The sequence below is a fragment of the Burkholderia sp. MSHR3999 genome (genome assembly GCF_000833595.1).
GTDB classification, from domain to species: Bacteria; Pseudomonadota; Gammaproteobacteria; order Burkholderiales; family Burkholderiaceae; genus Burkholderia; species Burkholderia ubonensis.
On record NZ_JRFO01000004.1, the window covers coordinates 325,147 to 345,753 of the forward strand.

A 20,607-nucleotide genomic window follows, 5' to 3' on the forward strand; every position below is an offset into this window, starting at 1 on the left:
GCACTGTTCGCCAATTGCCAACAGCATCCGGGTGTGCAAAAGGGAACCCTTGTGCCAAAGTGAGAGAAAATTTTTAATGGTCAGGCCCTGCGAGGCGCCGCGGCGTTGAGGGTGTCGAAGAAGCGGGGTGGCAAAAGGGTTCCCTTTTGTCCACTACAATGGCGGCGACTTTACAAGTTTTGACATTTGTAGTCGACCGAACCAATCGGCACGTGCCCGCCGCCCGCGCAACATCACAATTAGCTGCCAAACAATGCTGCGTCGCGGGGTGGCAGAAGCTTTTTTTCGCACTGTTCCGTTGGATTTTTCAACCAAGCTCTCTGCGTACGATGCAATCTTTCGTCCACTTTCCCCGTTTCCGATGGGCCGCGGAAACATTCTGCACGCCTGGTGAATGTCCCCCGAACCGCGATCTCGGCATCCGAGACACGAGTCACTTGCCGGAGGCTGCCCAGTGAAGATAGGGTATGCCCGTGTATCAACGGACGAACAGAATCTCACATTGCAGGAAGACGCCTTGTTCCGTGCCGGCTGCGACGTGCTATACATGGACCAGGGGATATCGGGCGCCGACTTCTCGCGCCCGGGCCTGAACGAGGCGCTGGCGGAGGCTTCAAGCGGCGACACGCTGGTAGTTTGGCGGCTCGATCGTCTCGGGCGTTCGCTCGCGAAGCTGATCGATCTGGTCAACTATCTCGGGAAAAACGGCATCGGGTTCATGTCCCTTACCGAATCGATCGATACGTCATCCGCAGGCGGCGTGCTGATGTTTCATATGATGGCGGCGCTGTCCGAATTCGAGCGCCGCCTGATCAGCGAGCGCACACGGGCAGGCATGCGTACAGCCCGGTCGCACGGCAAGCGCATCGGGCGCAAGCCGATATTGTCGCCAGCACAGTGCAGGCAAGCCGTCACGCTATTGAAGACGAAGCCGGTGTCGGACGTTGCCAGAAAATTCAAGGTCCACCCCCGCACGCTGAAACGCGCATTGGCGAAACGGAAAGATACTTTGCCGCCCGGTGCGAAACCGCAAAAAGAAAGCTAGGCGCCAATCATCGCGGCTGTGTCGCCTGTCCTGCCTGCATTCCGAACACCGAACCAATTTCCCCCGGGCAACAAGCTGAACTCATATCGTTGAGGAACATCGACTATGGCTCAATGCACAGTTTTGAGCTTCTTTTTCGAATCCGCGCCTACCGCATGCGCAAATCACGCGCGGTATGCGAACGCCCATTCGTATGCGCATCAAATCATGGATACCAGCAACGGGCCGCGAGGGCATCAGGTGCACGCCTTGCACAAATACGAGTGCCTCCTCGACACGTTGAGCAAAACAGCTGACGGACACATCGTGCTCGTGCTCAACGAGCACGCGGCAATCGTGTCGTTGGTCCCGCTTGACGCGTTGATCGGCGATCGCGACCACCTGCTGATATCGACGTCCGGAGAAGTCCCTCAGCCGAATGTGCAGATCTGGCGAAACTGCGCGGCCACGCGCGAGCGGGTCGTCGAGATCGTAATGCAATGCAAGCTCGGAGGTAGGCCTTTTCCCGGCGAGCGTCGATTGCTTTCCCGGCTCCATTCGCTGCCATGGCATGCCTCAATCGACGGTATGTGCGCAGTCATGCACACCGGGCCGAACGTCGATCCGCGCTGGCGCGTTTTGCCCACCTTCGCGATCAGCATCGAGGACGAAACGCATTCACCCGTCGAGATGGGCGTCGTCCCGCGGTTCCTGAGTACGCTCGTCGCTCACATCGACGACTGCATGACCGGCGTTCGCCCTTACTTCGCCTTCGACTGGTCGGACGGCATTCCGTCCGAAGAGCGCAGCACCTACAATCCCGGCCGGCCGATCGCGTTCGTGACGCTTTATACGCCTGAGATCAGCACCTACGCGCATATCGCCGAAAAAAACTTCCGCCGCTACTGTGAGCAGCATGGGCATACGCTCTACGTGCACCGCGCGACACCGCCGGAAATTGGCCTTTCCGGAACCGGAAACTGGCTCAAACCTTGGCTGCTGCACGCATACCTCGCGCATCACGAATGGGTGATCTGGCTCGACGCCGATGTTTTGATCGGCAATCAGACGTTGCGCATCGAACCGTTGCTCGCTGGCAAGGACCGACTGCTCGCGCGGGACATCGGGCAATGGCCGTTCAATTCAGGCGTGATGGGATTTCGACGCACCGACGCGAATCGCGCGATGCTGTCCGACCTGATGAATACGATCAACGCGCTGCCGGACCGGTCGAACGTCTACGCGGGCAACGGCGACCAGTACTATTTCATCGCGGCGATGAAAGAGCACGGCCTGCTCGATGCGACGGAGATCCAGAGTCCACTCGCCATCAACACACCATGGTTTTTCAAGCAGCGGGACAGCTTTATCGTCCATTACTTCGGCATGTGGACCGAAATGCGTGCGCTGATGATGGATTGCGACGAGCGGGCCTGGCTAGCGGAGGGTCAAACGCTTCACATGTAGACGCGGTGCGCTTTCACCGCATCCGCTTGAAGTGTCAGCCGCACGCGCGCCCCTTCCCCTCGGGCACTGTCGATCGTCAGTTCCCCCCCGAGCATCCGGGCGCGCTCCTTCATGCCCAGCAAACCATATGACTTGCAGGGGCGAACCGTCGGATCGAACCCGATACCGTCGTCGGTGATCGTCAGTTCAATCCTGTGACCGTTGCCGCCGAGTCGTAATTCAACCTGGGTCGCTCCCGCATGACGGGCAACGTTGGTCAGCGCTTCTTGCGCAATGCGGAAGATGGCAGTCGCTTGTGCGTCGGGAAGTTCCGGCGCATTCGTCGACAACACAAAATCGCATCGCACGCTTCCGTGCCGGGTGAACTCGCCAGCCAACCATTCCAAAGCCGACTCAAGCCCGTAGTTGAGCGCCGCGGGCCGCAAATGACTGGCAACGTCACGAACGATTTGCAGCGTCTTGTCGACGAGGCCGCTCATCTGGTCGATCCTGTGTACCCCCGGGCTATCGTGATCCAACGCATTCTTCAGCAACGATGCGTCGATCTTCAGCGCCGTCAGCAATTGACCGAGCTCATCATGGACGGTCATTGCAATATGCTTTCGCTCCTCTTCCCGCACCCCTTCCATATGTGCAGATATCCGTCTCAGTTGCTCCTGCGACGCGACGAGTTCCGCTTCGGCACGCCTGCGTTCCGATACCTCTCGCTGCAACCGGTCGCGATGCGCACGCAGTCTCTCTCGTGCGAATCGCCGGATGGTGATATCGGCCAACATGCCCTCTAGATATGCCGGCTCGCCATCAGTGGCCGCGACAATGCGGGCGTTCAATTCAACCCAGACAGGTGCGCCGTCGTGCTTGCGCAACTCCATTTCCAATCCGACTATGCCGTCGTTACTCACCGCAATGACGAACAGGTGCTGAACTTGCTCGACCGAAAACACCGATCGCCGCCCCTGCCCAGGATCGCCAGACAGCAATTCTTCCGCGGAGGAATAACCCAGCATGCCAACCATCGCGGGGTTCACCTCGCGAAGTCGCCCGGATCGTTCGAGCAGAAACATGCCTTCGATCGCGTTCTCGAAGATCCGCCGATATTTCTGTTCGCTTTCGCGCACGAGGCGCGTCGACTTTCGCAGGTTGCGTGCCATCGCATTCACTCTGACGGCCAGACCACCCAGCTCGTCATCCGACGTGATCGGACACCACGCATCCAGATCGCCGCAGGAAATCAAGTCGATCGTTGTCGTCAGCTGTTTGATCGGACGGTGCACCATCAACCTGAGAAGGTGATAAACCGCTACGTAAAGTCCGATCAGCAGACATAGCATCGAGACGAGAAGGATGATCTGCGCATGGCGAATCTCTTTGGTCGCCGCGGCTTTCGACATCACGACCTTGATTTCGCCGAGCTTTTCTCGAGGCGCAGCGGGAGACGCCGAGTGAAAAATCTCTTCGACCCGGACGATTTGGTCGTTCGGATCGGTCGACGCAAGCGGTTTTACCGACGAAATGATTCCTGCGTTCGTTGCCGTGATTGTGAATTCGGCCACTTCCGGGTTGACCGCCAACGAGGCGAGCAGTGCGTCGATTGCAGCCTTGTCTACGTTCCAAAGCGGCGGGTCGAGCGCAAGGCTGAGGAAATTGGCCACACGCGTGGCTTTGCCTTCCAGTGCGTCGAGACGAACCTCCCGCTCATGTTCCGTCAAACAGAATGCGCCGACGCCCCCGATCACGACCACGAGGATGAGGAAAGAAAGCATCAGCTTTCCCTGCAGACCGAGCGGTCGGCGCAAGCCGAACAATCTTTCGAACCAGGACATCACGAAAATTTCTTTACATGGCTCAACAGACGGTCGATTTGGAAATCGTAGCCCCCCGAACCAGGATGTATGTATTTCGAGAAGATGCTGAAATCCGGATCGCCAAGCCCGCCGAAAAGCAATTCGTAGTACGAAGCTGCATTGCGCTCGCTCACCACCGTCAGGAAATCCAACTTCTTCCGTGCGCCGCCAAGGAGAGCGAAATCCACCCCACGGTAGTGGTCATGTATCAGCACCATCGCAAATGCGCCGATGAAGTAGTCGCCGGCCATCATCGCGGACAGCCCGCCAGACTTCACTCTGATCAACGCCTCCGGCAAAGCACCCATTCCACCGACGGCCGCACGTCCGCCGCACGTCCGGCACGCATTTAACGCGCCCAACGTCATCGAGTCGTTCGCGGCCCAGATCAGATTAGTGTCGGGATAGCGCTTCAGAAGCACGCAGACCTTTTCGTAGCTGTCGGAGAAACTCCAGTCGCTGTAGACCAGTTGATTCAGCCGGGCATTGGGAACGGCGGCCAGCCAATCGCGCACACCCTGCGCGCGCTCGGTCGATACGGGCGTCATGGGGTCTCCCGTAATGCCAATAACACTCGGCTGCGAAGCCGTCTGGCTTCGGCACAGAAAATTCATCAATCGGTATCCGCCGCGCCTCGCGTCGGCCGTCACCGTACCGATCCAGTTGGCGATCTGTCCGCGCTCGTCACCGACGACCGCGCGTTGCTGGTCAGTCAGATCGTTGTGGATCAGCACGATCCGGGACTTGATCCGGCGGAGCACGTCGAATATTCGTGGCGCTATGCCCTTCTCGTTCACAACGACCACGTAATCGGGGACGGAACTGCGATTCGCAACTGCCTCCGCTTGCCGCAGCATCAGCATGTAGTCTCGTTCGGCATACAGGACCTCCAATTGCATGTCGAGCGCTTTCGCCGCCGCGGCCATGAAACGAACCACCAACTGCCATTGCTTTCCGGTGCTCCGTTCGACCGATTCGCCCGGATTGAGGAAGACGACGCGAGCGCTCCGCGTCGCGGGCCTGACTGACCTGGCGCCGAGACTCAGTGCAGACGCCGCCGCACCGACAAGCAGTCGCCGCCTCGTCACAAAATTGTCACATTCCACCACGCACACCAAGGGATGTTGGAAGCATCTCGCGCGCGGAGATTGCATTCGACGATAGGTTCGGATGTGGCGCGCGAACGAGCAAAAAATATCAAGACTAAATGTTAAAAAATCATTTTACAATCTCTATTTGAATCCAATGTGCACCCAAGATGCGTCCAAGATGGTCGTATCACCCCGGAATCGCCCCCCAATTCGTCCAATGATTGTTTGCAGTGGAAGGATGAAGGTTTCACCGCGCGCGCCCCTACGAGAAGTACGTTTATGATTCACACGCTGATAGCCGACGATCACGCGATCGTCCGAGGCGGCATCAAACAGATTTTGGCAACGACCTCGGACATCGTGGTTGTCGCGGAGGTCGGAAACGGCGACGACGTTGTGGCTCAGCTGTGCGCCCACCCCGTCGACGTCCTGCTGTTGGACATGACGATGCCTGGGCTTTCCGGCGCAGGCCTGATCCAGGCGGTACGCGCCGGCCATCCGGCGCTGCCTGTGCTCGTCTTAAGCATCCATAACGACCCTCAGACCGTCACGCGCGCGCTTCGCGCCGGCGCGTCCGGTTATGTCACCAAGGACAGCGACCCGCAAGTCCTCATCGCTGCCGTACGGAGACTCGCTTGCGGCGGGCGGTTCATCGATCCGTTACTGGTCGAGACTGTTGTCTTCGATGCGCCCTCGCACGCGCCGATCGCCGGAGAGGTGCTTTCGACCCGCGAGCTTCAGGTTCTGAAGCGTCTCGCAGCCGGTCGTTCCGTCAACGAGATCGCCGCCGAGTTCGCATTGAGCGCGAAGACAATCAGCACACATAAGATGCGGCTGATGCAGAAGCTGGGGGTCCGCAGCAATGCGGAATTGTTCCGCTACGCGATCGACAACAACGTCTGCACGAGCTGAGCCCCGAGCGACCGTTTCCTTACGAACTCATTCCGGAACTCGCTCCGCGAAAATCAGGCGCACCGGTCACGATACGCTCGACGGCGAAGCAAATTGATTTGTGGCGTGGTCGGGTGCTATGTCCCGACGGCGGTCCTGATACATCTTGATATGCCGCATCAACGTTGAGCGGTGCACGTTGAATCGCTTGGCGACCTGGGACGGCGGATGCGCTTCGAGCAGGCATTGCGCCTCGATGCACTGCTCGTCGCTCAGCACTTTCGGGCGCCCAATGCGGGAACCGCGGTCGCGAGCCGCGGCCATACCAGCACGCGTGCGCTCGCTGATCAGGCCACGCTCGAACTCGGCGAGCGCGGCAAGCATGTGGAACGTGAAGCGGCCACTCGATGATCTTGTATCGATGTACTCCGTCAGCGAGACAACCCGGATCTTCCGCTTGTCCAGTTGACTGATGATGTTGGCCAGATGGCCCAACGAGCGACCGAGCCGGTCGAGCTTCCAGACGACAAGCGTATCCCCCTCTACCAGTTCCTCCAGCACACGTTGCAGGCCGGGCCTATCGAAACGTGCGCCCGAGATCCCCTTGTCATAATGCGTGACGTCACATCCGAATTTCGCTAGAGCCATGATCTGCATGTCAAGATGCTGCTCATCAGTCGAAACCCGCGCATACCCAACATTTTTGCCAGTCGCCGTCATTTATATAACTCGCTTCCATCCAAACCCGTTATCCAACACTCAAAGCATCGGATTATATTTATTGTTTAAATTCCACACAAAAACAGCATCCACGCTCTTCGCAAGCGCCGACCAGCATAACAAGCACATGCGCAGCAATGCAAAAAATCACTGTCAATGATTGTAAAACCGCAACACACAAACTAAAACGTTACCCAATCCGATAAAAATCACAGAATCACCCTACCCTCAACGTAAGAATTTTCTTACCCCCAGAAAGTCACAAATCCCCATTTAAATTTAGAATCGGGAAAATCCTTGACTTCGCCAGGCCTTGTCAGCATGCCGACCTGCCATCGATGGCGCGCACGAGAAATATAACCAATGGAATTATTTTCACTCTTTTTATTATATTACCCATATTTCCAAGGCAGCCTCAAATTGCAGCTCCACTCGATCACGTTGATCCAAAGGCGAACAGCAATTTAATTCCAAGAATGGGTAACAAAGCAGCACACTCCAATCCGAATCGCCACGAACCTTATCGAGACATCTTCAATTTCGGCATTTTATCGATTGACGTGATTGATCAAAATCAACGTCATTGCGACGCAAAGTTTGCGCGCACCGGGTTGGATGGAGATTAACGCACACCACATTGGACGGCCTTTCTCGTGCTATTGCGTCGATGCGATTCGTCTGACCAGCACGGCAGCAATTCGCATGGCTCGGCAGTGCCTGGATCGAGCTCAAAAAAGGAGCGACGGACAATTGTTCGCAGGTACGCGCACAGACGAATTGTCAAAGGCGCGACGCATGCTCATGCACCGCCCCCCCTGAATTCGCGCGAAGATGCGTCGTGACAAGGGTTTGGAGCACTAAGGCGCGCCGACGCCAAGCATGCCGTTTCACTTACCCGTCACCAATCCATGGTGAAACGCGAAACGCATGAGTTCGGCATTATTCTCTACTTGAGCTTCAGCATCAGCCGGATTTTACGCGTACTGATCGTCTTGACACTTAGAAAAACTACGCGCGATGTCGCTCAGACTGTATCCGGAAGCGATCGATCTCAGCACCTGGCGCTCCCTTGTCGACAACCCATCCTCCGGCACGTGGCTTGAACCGGTTTCCCCGAAGAAAACGGCATGGATCAGTGCCGGATCGATGAATCGGATGCCCGCTGCAACCAGCCTGACGGCTTCCAGCAACACGTCTGGATCGCTCTCTTTCGCGATGCATCCATTTGCCCCCGCCCACGAGATTCGCGGGATTGCTTGCGCATCTTCGAGTCCGCTCAGTACCAGCAACGGCAGTGTCGGCAGTTTTATATGCAGCGTCTGGATCAATCCAACCCAAGCTTCACCTGCTCGGCCGACGTGAACGTAGAACCGCTCTTGATCGATGCGCGCCATTTTGGCGCGGTGACAGGCTTTCAAGGATCAACAATTGTTATGCGGGCCCGAAACACTCAGGGCAATCGCATGAAGGCCCTTACCAGCCAAGGAATTGGGCGCGGTAGATGTCGCCGATGGCGGCCTTGAGTCGACGGATTTTGAGGCCGGCCCTGGTCTGAGTATCTTTGCGCAGCAGGTTTATCGTGACACGCCGCAGGATGGCAAAGTTCCGCGCTGCATTCTCGACCCGCACCCGGCACTGGTCTTCACCGAATGCCACGTCGAGCGCCCAATGCATCGAATTCTCGATGCCACAGTGGGAACGCACGGCGTGTGCAATGTGCGCCGCCTCGGGCGGCAGGCTCGCCACGTAATACCGGCGCTCAACCGACACCGTGCCACAGATCTCGCGCGTGGCCTCGACCATCGCGATCGGGCGCATGCCCGGCCAAAGCGCCGCTGGGCGCCCGACGCCCAACACGTCGCCAACGAGGCAGCTACGCGTTTCGATCCGGCCGCAGTCTCGACTGTCGATGGCTCGATGCTCATTCGAACAGTCACAGCGGCCGCCGGGCGGGAGACGGTGGATCGCGTCGAGCGTGGCGCGAATCTCCACGAGCAGCGTCGTTTCATCAACAGTAGTGTGAGGAGGTGTCCGGGACTACGGGGTCAACTCTGCTGACGCGTAAGTTATCGGAACGTTACGTTCGGTGCGCGGCTACGCGTCAAAAAGTTCGCCGCGAAAATGTTCGCTTCGGTCGCATGCGCACGATTCAACACGTCTGACGACGTTGACGATATCACCGGAATAGAAGCTGCCGTTCAGTTGGGTTTGATCGATCACATGGGATCGGAAGCGACGGTACAGCGACATGTCTGGTCGAAACGATGCGGCTTCGTCCCAGAACCTGTCGAGCCGGCCCTGAAATGTCAGGCCCAGCATATCGTAGATCGCATCCCCGAGAACCTTGACCGGCAACCCATGATGAATGCCTGACAGGCCGACAGTACTGTTGACCACCACCAAGCCGGCGGCGTGCGTGAGAAGCGTAGGCAGATGCTGATCGTGAATGTACAGTACACGGTTCGCAACGCCGTTCCGCTTGGCAGCAGACTGGATCACGCGGCCGTAATCCGTATGGCCGCGATCGAGCGGGTGATGCTTGAATACCAGATCGTAGTGCTCCCGGCAGGAATCCGCGAATGAATCGACGACCTCCTCTATGAAGGTCTCCAGCGAAGGGAACCGGGAATGTACCCGAATCTGTGTGTCGATAGCTGTCTGTAGTGACACGAGAAAATACCGTCTCGACTTGCACTCGACCAGATATTCGAGCGCCCCACTTTCTCGGAGCCGGTAAGCGACCTTACGCCACGCCGCCCGCAACCATCTGCCGCCTTCGGCCAAAGCCAACGGGCGATGGTGGCGGTAGTGAGGAAACCATGGCTGCCCCGCCATCGCGGCCACCCCGTATAGACAGCCCCAAACCACGAGATTTGGGATCACGTTCCCGACACTGCGCTCCGTCACGGGTGCCAGTTCAGGAAGCGCGCGATAGAACGCGGGCATCTTCGGCAGGCGCGAGTGCCCATTCGTTCCGCCTTGCTCCATGGTCACGAAATCCGGCCGGACGTAGCCCTCTTCGAATACCCACATGTCCACGCTGCGCTCATTCGCCAGCTTTCGAGCGATCACATGAAACGGGCGACAATCGCCGAACAACATGATCGTGTCGATGTGCCGCTCAGCCAGTATCCGGTCGAGAAACGCACGCCAGTCCCGCTTTTTGCCGCGATAGTTCAACGCGTCGCGAGGATAGAAGAGCCAGTCTCCACCGTTGAAGTTGACCTTATGAACCGCTTGCGCGCCGGCTTGCGACAATGTGCTAGCCAACTTCGAGAAAAATGGACCAACCGGTCCCTGCAGCAGCAATATATTCTTGCCGGCAAAAAAGTGCCATCCGTCGGGCAACATAAAGCGACATCCTCTTTACCTCCCTGCACGCGATACGCAAGCAGGAAGCCCGAAGCAAGTTCGGGAAGCAATGGAAATGGGGCGGCGAGAACATCGATGCCATCTGCGTGACCGCGGCCACGCTACCAAGGCGCCTGACGCAATACCAACCTGCCAGTTTGAGCACAAGCGGAAGTCGCAGCGCGAGAGTCGGTCTTCTGGTCGCGCCGGCCATGCAAGCTCTTTCAGCGCGTGGCGGATTGCAGCCTGCTCTTCGCGTCGAGCAGAATCTTCCTGGCCGGCGCCGCAATGCCGTTCCAGTCGAATCCGCGATCCGACAGCATGAATACCAGACAAGCCGTCAAGAAGATGAGCGCAACGCCTCGAACGACGATACCTGTGTAAACGCTCAACATCATCAACACGACGGGCACAAGTGCCAGCAACAGAGCGACACGGTCATGAAAACCGAGGAGCATCAACGAGAAGTACGTGACGATGCCAAGTACAGTGGTCTTGAACGAAACTGCCAGAATATGACTCATATTTCCTCACCCGGATGAAACGGCGCGATCGTCGAACGGAATGCCATGGGCAGAGGATGGCAGCACTTCCCAAGTGCGGGAGCGCCGCGCCTTATGCAGCACTTGTCATTGAGACAGTCTCAATGACAAGTGCGAAACGGCCTGCCCGCTCGTCGGTCAGAAGGAAAAACCCACTTCGTTGCGGCGCAGGTCGGCCTCAACCATCATCTGGCACAACTGCTCGAGCGTTGTCTCCGGCTTCCAGCCGAGATCGGTCATTGCTCTCGACGGATCGCCGATCAGCAAATCGACTTCAGCCGGCCGATAGAACTTCGGGTTGATTCGCACGATAACTTTGTCAGTCCGCTGATCAATCCCGACCTCGTCAACGCCCTGCCCCTTCCACGCGAGCTCGAACCCCGCTGCTTTGCCCGCGAGCGTCACGAAATCACGTACCGTCTCCGTGCGATTCGTCGCGAGAACATAGGTATCAGGCTGATCGGCCTGCAGCATGCGCCACATGCCCTCTACGTATTCCTGCGCAAAGCCCCAGTCTCGTTTTGCGTCAAGATTGCCCAGTTCGAGCGCGTCAAGTTTGCCGAGCCGCATCTTCGCCATCGAATCGGTCACTTTCCGTGTGACGAATTCCCGACCGCGCAGCGGCGATTCGTGATTGAATAGGATGCCACTGCTGCCAAAAATGCCGTAGCTCTCGCGATAATTGACCGTCATCCAGTGCGCGAACAGCTTCGCGACGCCATACGGGCTACGCGGGTAGAACGGCGTATCTTCTTTCTGCGGCACGGCTTGCACACGGCCGAACATCTCCGAGGTGCTTGCTTGGTAGAACCGCGCACGCGGATTGACGACCCGGACGGCCTCGAGGAGATTCAGCGGCCCGATACCGGTGATCTCGGCTGTCGTGACGGGCTGCTCGAACGACACACCGACGAAGCTTTGTGCGGCCAGGTTATACACTTCGGTCGCTTCGCTCGACTCCATCAGCCGGATGCTCGTGCCGAGATCGGTCAGATCGTATTCCGTCAAATGTAGCTGAGGATGATTTGCGATGCCGAGCTCCTCGAGCCGCCAGAAATTGACCGAGCTGGTCCGGCGGTAAGTGCCGTAGACAACGTACCCTTTTTCCAGCAGCAACTTTGCGAGGTAAGCGCCATCCTGGCCGCTCACACCCGTCACAATAGCTTTTCGATTCACTTCAGCCTCCCAACACGATGGTTCAATTGCTCTTGAGCGACGCTCATCACGTCGCCCGATTGAAAAAAAGAGCCTTGCAATACGTCGCTATATTCGACTCTGTTCCTGGTTCCTGATCGTCGGCATTGTGCTGTGGCATGCTGAACGCGCCGGTCCTGATGATCTGGCTCAATTGCAGGAAGTTGCCGATATCGAACAACGACACCCGCCCCGGGTAGTAGCGGCAGAACTGCAGAAACGTCTTTGTTCGCGTCGCAATGACTGGCCGGTTCAGGTTGACCGCCATCGACATCGGGCCCGAAGCCGACTGTCCAACCTCCAGGTAAGGCAACAGCACCGCGTCGCAGATTTCCATGGCGCGCGGCATCTCGTCGTCGGTCATCGGTCCCATGAAATGAGTGCGGTGCGAAATGTCTTTTATGTGGGGCGTATCCGCAAGATTCAACAGCTCGCTGATCGTCGCATTCAGGTTCACAGCCTTGCCTGCGGCGCCCTGCACATCGTCGAGCCAGCTTCGCCCGGGATTGACGATCTGGAGAAGCTCCGAGATGTACGGGTCGAGGGCAACGCCTCGCTGAATCGCCTCGGGATGCACGCCGCCGAAGATCGCGAGGTGGTAGTTCTCAGGCAGCAGGTGCAGCGCGCGTATCGCAGTGTCGATCCCTTTATAGGTCCCGGTGAAACCGAAACATCCGAGTAGAATGACATCATCGCCGCAATCCTTGAGCAGAGGGAACTCGTCCCGGCTCGCGGTCCGGGCATACTCCGCCGCCTCGCCACGAGAGTAATAGGCGAGCGGGTGATCGTGGACATTCTTGATTCGTTCGACGACTCGCAATGTCCGCCCGTCGCGCCTCGTGTGCACGACTACGCTGACCTTCTTCGTCCATTGCGCGCGGCGTATCGCACCATAAATACCAGCGCCAAGCAGCGTATTTTCGAGTCGCGAACCGACTGCGAGCGACCACGCCTTGCTGATATTGAAACGCCCGAGTTCCTGCCTTACCGCCTTCCAGTCAACGGCCGAGCCGTCAAAAACGGTATGAAATGTGATCGACAACGTCGGGGCGGCGGAGATGATCTTGCAAATTCTCTTGTAGGAATCGCGCTTGTTCCTACCGAAGATGCCGTGCTCGAGTTGGACGTTTACACAGTCGAAGCCGCGAATTTCTTTGCAGATCCGTTCGATTTCCTTGTCCGCCATCTTCCGGACATATCGGCTCGTATGCCGGAAGACGTACTGATCGAGATCGAAGACCGTGATATTGAAGTATGGCGACAACTGACGGACCAATGCGCGCGCGTAGCTCGCAATGCCGCACAGATCGTCGTAGGTACTGATGATCGCGAGCCGAGGTTTTTCCTTTTTCATCCTGTTTTTTTCTGCGCGCGGATCCGAGCCGCACACTCCCTTGTCGTTAGTTAACCCGATGATCAAACTCTTGCGTATAGATCGAATAGGCTTCGTCCACGGAACTGCACATGGTTAGCTTTCCGTTGTCGAGAATCGCGGCACTATCGCAGCACTCGCGAATCAAGTTGGGATCGTGGGACACAAGGATCATCGAACGATCCTTACGTTTCACGAACAACTCTTCTCGGCAGCGCTCCTGAAACTGCTGGTCGCCGACCGCGATCACTTCATCGATCAGGAAGCAGTCGAACTCCACAGCAATCGACAAGGCAAAAGCTAGCCGGGCGCGCATACCGCTCGAATACACCTTGATCGGCTCACGCAAATATCTCCCGAGGCCGGAAAACTCTTCGACAAACAAACGCATCGACGCCTCGTCGCAGCCGTAGACCCGCGAGATGAACCTCAGGTTGTCCAATCCCGTCAGGCTGCTCTGAAACGCCCCGCCGAACGCAAGCGGCCACGACAAGCTCATGCCCCGATATATGACGCCGCTCGACGCGGGTTCGACGCCAGCCAACACGCGAATCAATGTCGACTTCCCGGCGCCGTTCTTCCCGAGAATGCCGATCTTTCTGCCCCGTTCCAGCGTGAACGTAACTCCGTCGAGCACCTGCCTGCTTCCGGAGGCAATCGGATACCGTTTACTGATGTTCACAAGTCGAATCATCCCGCCTCCACTCTACGATGAACGACCTTTAGGATCAGCAATCCACCTAGCATCAGCAACGACGCGGTCCAACACATGAATGCCGTGCTGTAGTGGTACGTATACGCATCACCAAGATAACCGCTTCTAAGCATTTCGACGCCATGCACCCATGGCAGAAGCAGCACTGCCTCACGTGCCTTTGCGGGTAGCCAGTCGACCATGAATACCGCGCCGGAAAATGGAAACAGCAGATAGGTCACGGTATGCCAGACGCGCTCGGCGACTTCCGACAATTCGCTGACCGCGCCGATGAAGAGTCCCAGCCCCGTCGACAGGAACGCGGTCAATCCCCAGGCGACGATAACCCGTGCCGGATGGGCGGGAAGTCCTGCGAGTCCGAATAGCCAGAAAACCACCGTGAGGCAATAAAAGGATGCTGTCGCGCCGGCAATCTCGAGAATGATGCGGGCCAAGAACACATCAAGCGGTTTCACATTCCGGTGAAACAGCAAACTGAGATTAGGCTTGAGCCCACCGACACAGCGCGTTGCGCAGTTGCGCCAAAGGAGAACAGTCGAATAACCGGTAAGTGCGAATTCGACGATCGGCACATCGTGACCATGAGACGCCTTGGTCACGTACCAAAGCGTCGCGATTCCGAGCGTGAACATCATCGGCTCGACGAACAGCCACAGGAAACCGATATTGTGCCGCCCGAAACGCGTAATAATTTCGCGCATGATCAACGCGCCTATGACGCGCGCCTGAACGATCAGCGATTCACTAAACGATGTCTGTTTCACGATGCCCTATTGAAGCGTGTGTTCGCGCACCCCGAAGAGGAGCAGTGACAAAATGCCCCACGTCACCAGACCCAGCGTGAACGTAACAAGAATCGCACGCAGCCGCTTCGGCTCCTCGGGCGCATCAGGCAACCCCGGCTGAACGACGCGCGCGATATAAAGCTGCTTTTTCGATGCCTCATTCCTCGCCTGCTCTTGTAGTGTCAGCGCGCTTGCGAGTTCACGCTCCGCGAATCCCTTCTCAATGCTCAGGCGCTCAAAATCACGGCTCTTCGCCGCGAAGCTGTTCGTGCCCTTCCCCGTTACCGTATTCGAAGCTGCGTCGATCTCGTCACGAATCACGGCGATCCGCATCTTCAGGCTGTCGACCTGCGGATTCGCGGGCGCAACTGCGGCGATTTCCGCGAGTTTCGCGCGGGCGGCGAGCAGTTCATCCTGAAGCCGGCCGATTTGTTGAAGTCGCAATGAAGACTGCCGATCTGGATCGAACACGGCGGCATCACTACGATAGCGCGCCAGCGCGAGCGCGCTTTCCGTCACGCGCCGCTGAGCATCGCGCACGGAGTCGTTCGCATAGCGCATACCGTCCTCCAGTCCGCGACGGTTCAATTCGTTGACGAGCGCCTCGCTCATTGTCAGCAAGTTTTCGTTGATGGCCTGCGCGGAGCGCGAATCGAATGACGACACACGCAAAGTCGTGATGCTGCTCGTACTATCGTGGACGACTGCCACGATCCGGTTTCTGTAGTACCGCAGCAGACTCTCATAGCTTTCGTCGCCGCCCGGTTGAGGAAAGCGGCTGATCACGTCGCCGTTCGGCCGACCGATCCACTTGCGCAGCGGCAGATTCCGGTCAAGCGTCCGCAGCGCGTCCATCGACTCGATATAGTCCGTCACGATCCAGGCATCATCGAGCGAACGGCCGAAACTCGTCCCCTGCAGGAACGTGCTGAGCAGCGCACCGTTCTCCTGCCGTTGCTGACTGCGCACGACGAAACGGCTTTCGCTGACGTAAACGTCAGACGCAACCATCCCGAAGTAGATGGAAGCCAACAGCGTCGGTACGACAACCGTCACGGAAAATAGCAGCTTGTTCGAACTACGCCAAGATCGATTGATCAATGACATTTCTCTATGTCCGGATTGAATTGGATAACTAACCTTTGGCGACTCAACACACTTCTCGGACGTTGGCACCAGCCACTTCCGTTACTTAAATTGCGTGCCAACGCTAACCGCAGGAAAAACGATCGTGTAGAAGAGGTTGGCGAGCTTCTGGATATCCGCGACCGGCGCGTTTGACACGTACAGCGCGTCCTTGTCTCGCATCTCGAACTGCTGAGCGAGGAACATGCCAGACGGCTCCTTCAAGTCCAGCCGGTATACAGTCGGAACGCGTTGGACAGACCCGGCTTGCGTACCGACGGTTCCCGGCTCTCCCGCTACGCGTCGGTCCTCGAGGCGAAATACGAATACCCCTTTCGCATCCGCGCGGCTATCAAGCAGCCCGCCGGCTCTCGCGAGCGCCTGCGCGAGCGAAATGCCTTTTCCCTCGAAGCCGATTTCCTCGTTTTTTCCGGTAGCCCCAAACGCCATGAAACTCGACGGCTGGTAGAGTGCAGTCACCACGTCGCCCGCACGCAACGGAACATTTTGGTTTGGATCGCGAATCACTGCGTCCAGTGGCATCGAATAGACGCTCGTTCCTCGCGTCACCTGCAACGATACCTTGTCCACCGCTTGACGAACGCCACCCGATGCGGCCAGTGCATCCAGCAGCCGCTCGCACTTCGGCGTCAGTGGCATGCGCGTATTGCTGTTGACATCACCGATCACCGTCACGTCGGCCGCTGCATTGCGAATCAGCCGCACCATCACCTGCGGACGATTCGCCTTACCCGTGAGCCGCTTCACGACTGCCGACTCGAGCCGCGTGAGCGTCAGGCCGACGGCATGGATCTTTCCCGCGAAAGGCACGCCGATATCGCCGGCCGCATCAATCACTTGGTCCGGTAACGTCACCATATGGCTCGAGGCAGGCAACGAGGACATTTCGGCATCGCCGCCGCCAAATAGTGTCGCGGGCGGTGCTTCCCATATTGACACGGCGACGGTGTCGCCCGCACCGAGCGAGTCGTCGCACTGCCGTGCCGCACCAAGCCCCTCGGAGAACGTCTCCGCCGATTTAGCGGCGCGAAGCCGCCGAACCACTTCCGGAGTCAAGTCGACCACCGCGATTCGGCGCTCACCACCGTCACCGGTCCGTACGGAAGCCAGATCGCCCGTCGCTGGGCCAGATCGTGGAATCGCCGTCGTGCATGCGGCCGAGCCAACGCATAGTGCCACGGCGAGAAATCGCAAATAATGACTCAATGACATGGAAAAAATAATCGTTCCGCCTCGACGACCGAGCCTGCGCCGTCACCTACCAATTCAAGGGAATATATCGTGTGCCGACAGTATCGAGTCGCGGGCGCCCTGCGCCATCAGCCACGCTGTTTCAGCGATGCGTCACCACTCCATGACGAAGGGCATAACGCATCAGTTCGGCGTTGTTGTCCACGTTAAGTTTTCGCATCATCCGGATCTTGTGCGTGCTGATTGTCTTGATGCTCAGCGAGAGACTGCGCGCGATGTCACTCAGGCTATAGCCGGAAGCGATAAATTGCAGAACCTGTCGCTCCCTTTTCGACAGTCCGTCCTCTAACGAACGGCTCGTGACGGTTTCCCCAAAGAACACCGCATCGATCAATGCCGGATCGATGAATCGCTCGCCCGCAGCCACCAACCTCACCGCCTCAAGCAATACCGTCGGTTCGCTCTCTCTCGCGACGCATCCTTTCGCGCTGGACCGTGATATCCGTGGAATGGCCGGCGCATCGTCGAGTGCCACCAGAACAAGTAATGGCAGCGTCGGCAACTCCACATGCAGTTTCTGGATCAGATCGATCCAGCCTGAAATGGACGTCGGTGCGTCGATTAGCATCAGATCCGCCGGATACCTTCCTGACGCGCCGATCACGGTTGCGTCGAAAGCCAGCTCAGATACGACCGTCATGTCCGGCTGCGCCAGAACGAGTTGCGTCAACGCGCCGCGCATCATCGCGTGACTCCCGGCTATAACGATCCGGATCATTCCGCGTTACCTGTTCGACCGATATGACGCGAACGCCGCATTCTGCCGATCTTCATCGTTGCGACCATTGATTTCGCCAGTCATCCTCATTCCGTTGATCCATGTTCGACCATCCTTTACATTCCCAGCCGACCCTCGGCATTTTCGCGCCGCAACCAGCTTTCAAGTATCAACAATTGTTATGCCGATAAGGAGTATTCCGACGCCAATCGATATCACTCTCACGCAGCATTCCCTGCCAGCAGAGCTCGAAATCGAGGCGGAACCATTTTGGCGATGTACAGAATGCGCGTCTGTCGTGGTCCAGAAAGACGCACTGGAGCCCTTTATGTGCGGTCGTTTCATGCCGACTCATGCGGTCTGACAAAACGCTGTACCAGAACATTTCCATCGCCGCGAAACGGACCAACTGCACTTCGGTTGGCAAACCGATTCAGACGACGTAAGACATTCCCTATAGGATCTGGCCGACTGACAATTCAAGCAACATCCGGCTACAGTGGAAACGTAAGTTCAATTCCAATCTTTCACGTGAATTCGAATCATCCGTACAGAGGCGAAGCCGCTTCGCCCGTTGTCTGGTTGACGGGGTTGTCGGGGGCTGGCAAATCGACGATCGCCAACGGCTTGCGCGCGTCGCTCGAAGCGAAAGGCAGAAAGGCAATCGCGCTCGACGGTGACAAACTGCGAGCGGGAATCTGCGCCGATCTCGGCTTCTCGGTCGCCGATCGAACCGAGAACATCCGGCGTATCGCCCATATCGCGAAGCTCTTCAAAGATGAGGATTACGTGACGGTCGTCGCCACCATCTCGCCTCTTGCGTCACAGAGAGCGCTTGCGCGATCCGTGATAGGCGCTGGATTCATCGAAGTGTTCGTATCGACCCCGCTCGAAGAGTGTATTCGACGCGATCCGAAAGGGCTGTATGTGCTGGCCGATTGCGGCGTGGTGCAGAACTTCACCGGAGTTTCAGCCACCTACGAGCGTCCAATTCATCCGGACCTGATACTCGATACATCGGGCATTACGGTCGATAGCGCCGTGGCGAGCATTCTGCCGTTGCTTGATTTCGCAGCGGATCAGACACGGACAGTCAGTTGAAATAGCCTGCGCGCACTGGCGGATATAGCTCCACCGCCAGTGCCGATAGAGCCGACAGGTAAATGTCTTTCATGTGACGCGACGGCCCGGCCTGCGAACAGACTGGTCAGATTTGACGATATGCGAAGGCTTCGTAAAATATTGATTCAGAGTACATATGAAAATCGATTCGACCAGAAGAAACGTCTTCCTCCACATGCAAAAGACGGCAGGTTCCGATATCGCCGCCCAGTTTCATAAGAGCCGGCTCGGGAAATACTTCTTCCCGGAAGACCTGCGCGCAACGCTCGCATACCTGCCGTCCGAAACGCTGGAGTGCTACCGCTTCTTCTATGGACATGAATATCGGCGACAAGAAATCCGCAATATTCCCGGAGAGAAATTTTTGTTCACGTTCCTTCGCGATCCGATTGAACGTTTGATTTCCCATTACGAGTGGCTAGCCAGCTACAAGCTCGACATCGAAAAACGGATCATTCCGCAACCAGAAACCATACCGGTCAAGACGATGTCGTGTGACGAATTCTTTCAGTCTGCTATTTCGGACCACATTCTGGCATTCAACAACTACTATACGCGAACGATTCATGATTTTTTCGTCGACGAGCGCACCGACGACGTCGAACGGATGCTATCCGTCGCACTGGAAAAGCTACATGTGTTCGACTTCATCGGACTAGTCGATTGCTACGGCGCGTCGCTCGATTATCTCGGGCGGCTGCTCGACATCCAGTTCGAGGATCCCGCGGAGCGCCCGAAGATCAACGCGACACTGGCGCTGCCCAACGAGAACGAATTCCATGAAGGCGGGGGAAGATTCAACGTTTGCCCCGAAACGATGTCCAGAATATTGCACAGAAACAAGGCGGACATCGAACTCTATCGCCACGCGCGCCGGCTCGCGCAGGAACAGTTCGGGTTGCCGGAAGCCCGAATCCTGTCCGGCTTCAGCACACAAGGCGTCGTGCACCGCGGCTATTCCGCGACTCGACTTTACATCGATACCGAGGGCTATCTGCAGTTCGGCCCATACGAGCGTCTCAATGCCGGCGACTATATCGTCACATTCGAACTCAAGTTTACCCAATGTCTTCGTGCAGCGCCCGCGCTCGATCCCGACACAATCGTTGCCACACTCGACGTTGTCCAGTCGTACGGCGGCGACTTCGAATTGGCGCGACGCGTCGTCAAATGGCGTGAGATCAACTCCGAACGAATGACGCCGTTTCCACTGCGAGTCAGCACGTCAATGCCCATCCCCTGTTTCGAGTGCCGGGTCCATTCGACGGGCATGTGCGAACTCGAGGCGCCAATGTCACTGAAGATGGAGAACGCAGCAGACTATCGGCCGGATGGAGCAGCACTCGGCGTCACGCCCCCCTGAATGGCTTCTCA

At 57.5% G+C, this 20,607-nt stretch carries 19 protein-coding genes; 5 read left to right on the forward strand and 14 right to left on the reverse strand.

All coding sequences use genetic code 11. The annotated features are described in order from the left end of the window. Positions 1-454 precede the first annotated feature (454 nt). Positions 455-1,045, forward strand: coding sequence for a recombinase family protein (locus tag KY49_RS14045; RefSeq protein WP_042585207.1), 591 nt, complete (start codon positions 455-457; stop codon positions 1,043-1,045). Between the two features lie 207 nt (positions 1,046-1,252). Then, the gene (locus KY49_RS14050; RefSeq protein WP_231636411.1) at positions 1,253-2,491 is read left to right on the forward strand and encodes a galactosyl transferase GMA12/MNN10 domain protein; all 1,239 of its coding nucleotides are present in this window, start codon (positions 1,253-1,255) and stop codon (positions 2,489-2,491) included. Here the strand turns inward: KY49_RS14050 and KY49_RS14055 are convergent. Both KY49_RS14055 and KY49_RS14060 read right to left on the reverse strand, forming a co-directional pair. Next, complete coding sequence (locus tag KY49_RS14055) at positions 2,482-4,314, reverse strand: PAS domain-containing sensor histidine kinase (RefSeq protein WP_042585209.1); 1,833 nt, start codon at positions 4,312-4,314, stop codon at positions 2,482-2,484. The two genes, KY49_RS14050 and KY49_RS14055, sit on opposite strands and share 10 nt — an antisense overlap. Then, positions 4,314-5,441, reverse strand: coding sequence for an ABC transporter substrate-binding protein (locus KY49_RS14060; protein WP_231636412.1), 1,128 nt, complete (start codon positions 5,439-5,441; stop codon positions 4,314-4,316). The genes KY49_RS14055 and KY49_RS14060 overlap by 1 nt, the downstream gene beginning before the upstream one ends. A 264-nt stretch (positions 5,442-5,705) precedes the next feature. On the opposite strand from KY49_RS14060, the gene KY49_RS14065 reads away from it, so the two are divergent. Next, complete coding sequence (locus KY49_RS14065; RefSeq protein ID WP_042585210.1) at positions 5,706-6,338, forward strand: response regulator; 633 nt, start codon at positions 5,706-5,708, stop codon at positions 6,336-6,338. Positions 6,339-6,404: 66 nt separating this feature from the next. Here KY49_RS14065 and KY49_RS14070 read toward each other — a convergent pair whose 3' ends face one another. From KY49_RS14070 to KY49_RS14125, 12 genes are all read right to left on the reverse strand, one after another. Beyond that, a complete protein-coding gene (locus tag KY49_RS14070) occupies positions 6,405-7,037 on the reverse strand; it encodes a recombinase family protein (protein WP_042585211.1) in 633 nt (210 codons plus the stop codon). 974 nt (positions 7,038-8,011) lie between these two features. Continuing rightward, positions 8,012-8,431 carry a response regulator transcription factor gene (locus KY49_RS14075; RefSeq protein ID WP_052495684.1) on the reverse strand — a complete coding sequence of 140 codons (420 nt, stop codon included), beginning with the start codon at positions 8,429-8,431 and terminating at the stop codon, positions 8,012-8,014. 79 nt (positions 8,432-8,510) lie between these two features. Beyond that, positions 8,511-9,029 carry an ISAs1 family transposase gene (locus KY49_RS14080; protein WP_231636413.1) on the reverse strand — a complete coding sequence of 173 codons (519 nt, stop codon included), beginning with the start codon at positions 9,027-9,029 and terminating at the stop codon, positions 8,511-8,513. Between the two features lie 102 nt (positions 9,030-9,131). Then, positions 9,132-10,388 (reverse strand): capsule biosynthesis protein, encoded by a 1,257-nt coding sequence (locus KY49_RS14085; RefSeq protein ID WP_042585213.1) that lies wholly within the window; start codon positions 10,386-10,388, stop codon positions 9,132-9,134. Positions 10,389-10,612: 224 nt separating this feature from the next. Further along, positions 10,613-10,912 (reverse strand): hypothetical protein, encoded by a 300-nt coding sequence (locus tag KY49_RS14090; protein ID WP_042585214.1) that lies wholly within the window; start codon positions 10,910-10,912, stop codon positions 10,613-10,615. A 156-nt stretch (positions 10,913-11,068) separates the two neighbouring features. Then, on the reverse strand, positions 11,069-12,106 hold the full coding sequence (gmd, locus tag KY49_RS14095) for a GDP-mannose 4,6-dehydratase (protein ID WP_042585215.1): 1,038 nt from the start codon (positions 12,104-12,106) through the stop codon (positions 11,069-11,071). Between the two features lie 46 nt (positions 12,107-12,152). Beyond that, positions 12,153-13,478 carry a hypothetical protein gene (locus KY49_RS14100; RefSeq protein WP_042585216.1) on the reverse strand — a complete coding sequence of 442 codons (1,326 nt, stop codon included), beginning with the start codon at positions 13,476-13,478 and terminating at the stop codon, positions 12,153-12,155. A gap of 46 nt (positions 13,479-13,524) precedes the next feature. Then, positions 13,525-14,190 carry an ABC transporter ATP-binding protein gene (locus KY49_RS14105; RefSeq protein WP_042585217.1) on the reverse strand — a complete coding sequence of 222 codons (666 nt, stop codon included), beginning with the start codon at positions 14,188-14,190 and terminating at the stop codon, positions 13,525-13,527. Continuing rightward, positions 14,187-14,975, reverse strand: a complete 789-nt coding sequence (locus KY49_RS14110; protein ID WP_269433294.1) for an ABC transporter permease — start codon at positions 14,973-14,975, stop codon at positions 14,187-14,189. The genes KY49_RS14105 and KY49_RS14110 overlap by 4 nt, the downstream gene beginning before the upstream one ends. Positions 14,976-14,981: 6 nt before the next feature. Then, the gene (locus tag KY49_RS14115; protein WP_042585219.1) at positions 14,982-16,103 is read right to left on the reverse strand and encodes a hypothetical protein; all 1,122 of its coding nucleotides are present in this window, start codon (positions 16,101-16,103) and stop codon (positions 14,982-14,984) included. Between the two features lie 81 nt (positions 16,104-16,184). Then, entirely contained in the window at positions 16,185-17,354 is a 1,170-nt protein-coding gene (locus KY49_RS14120) for a polysaccharide biosynthesis/export family protein (RefSeq protein ID WP_042585220.1), read from the reverse strand. Between the two features lie 121 nt (positions 17,355-17,475). Then, positions 17,476-18,111 (reverse strand): LuxR C-terminal-related transcriptional regulator, encoded by a 636-nt coding sequence (locus tag KY49_RS14125; RefSeq protein WP_042585221.1) that lies wholly within the window; start codon positions 18,109-18,111, stop codon positions 17,476-17,478. 531 nt (positions 18,112-18,642) lie between these two features. Here KY49_RS14125 and cysC point away from each other — a divergent pair. Together cysC and KY49_RS14135 are read left to right on the forward strand one after the other, a co-directional pair. Continuing rightward, positions 18,643-19,212, forward strand: coding sequence for an adenylyl-sulfate kinase (gene cysC, locus KY49_RS14130; RefSeq protein WP_042585222.1), 570 nt, complete (start codon positions 18,643-18,645; stop codon positions 19,210-19,212). 157 nt (positions 19,213-19,369) lie between these two features. Further along, positions 19,370-20,596 (forward strand): sulfotransferase family 2 domain-containing protein, encoded by a 1,227-nt coding sequence (locus KY49_RS14135; protein WP_082062370.1) that lies wholly within the window; start codon positions 19,370-19,372, stop codon positions 20,594-20,596. The last annotated feature ends 11 nt before the right edge of the window (positions 20,597-20,607 follow it).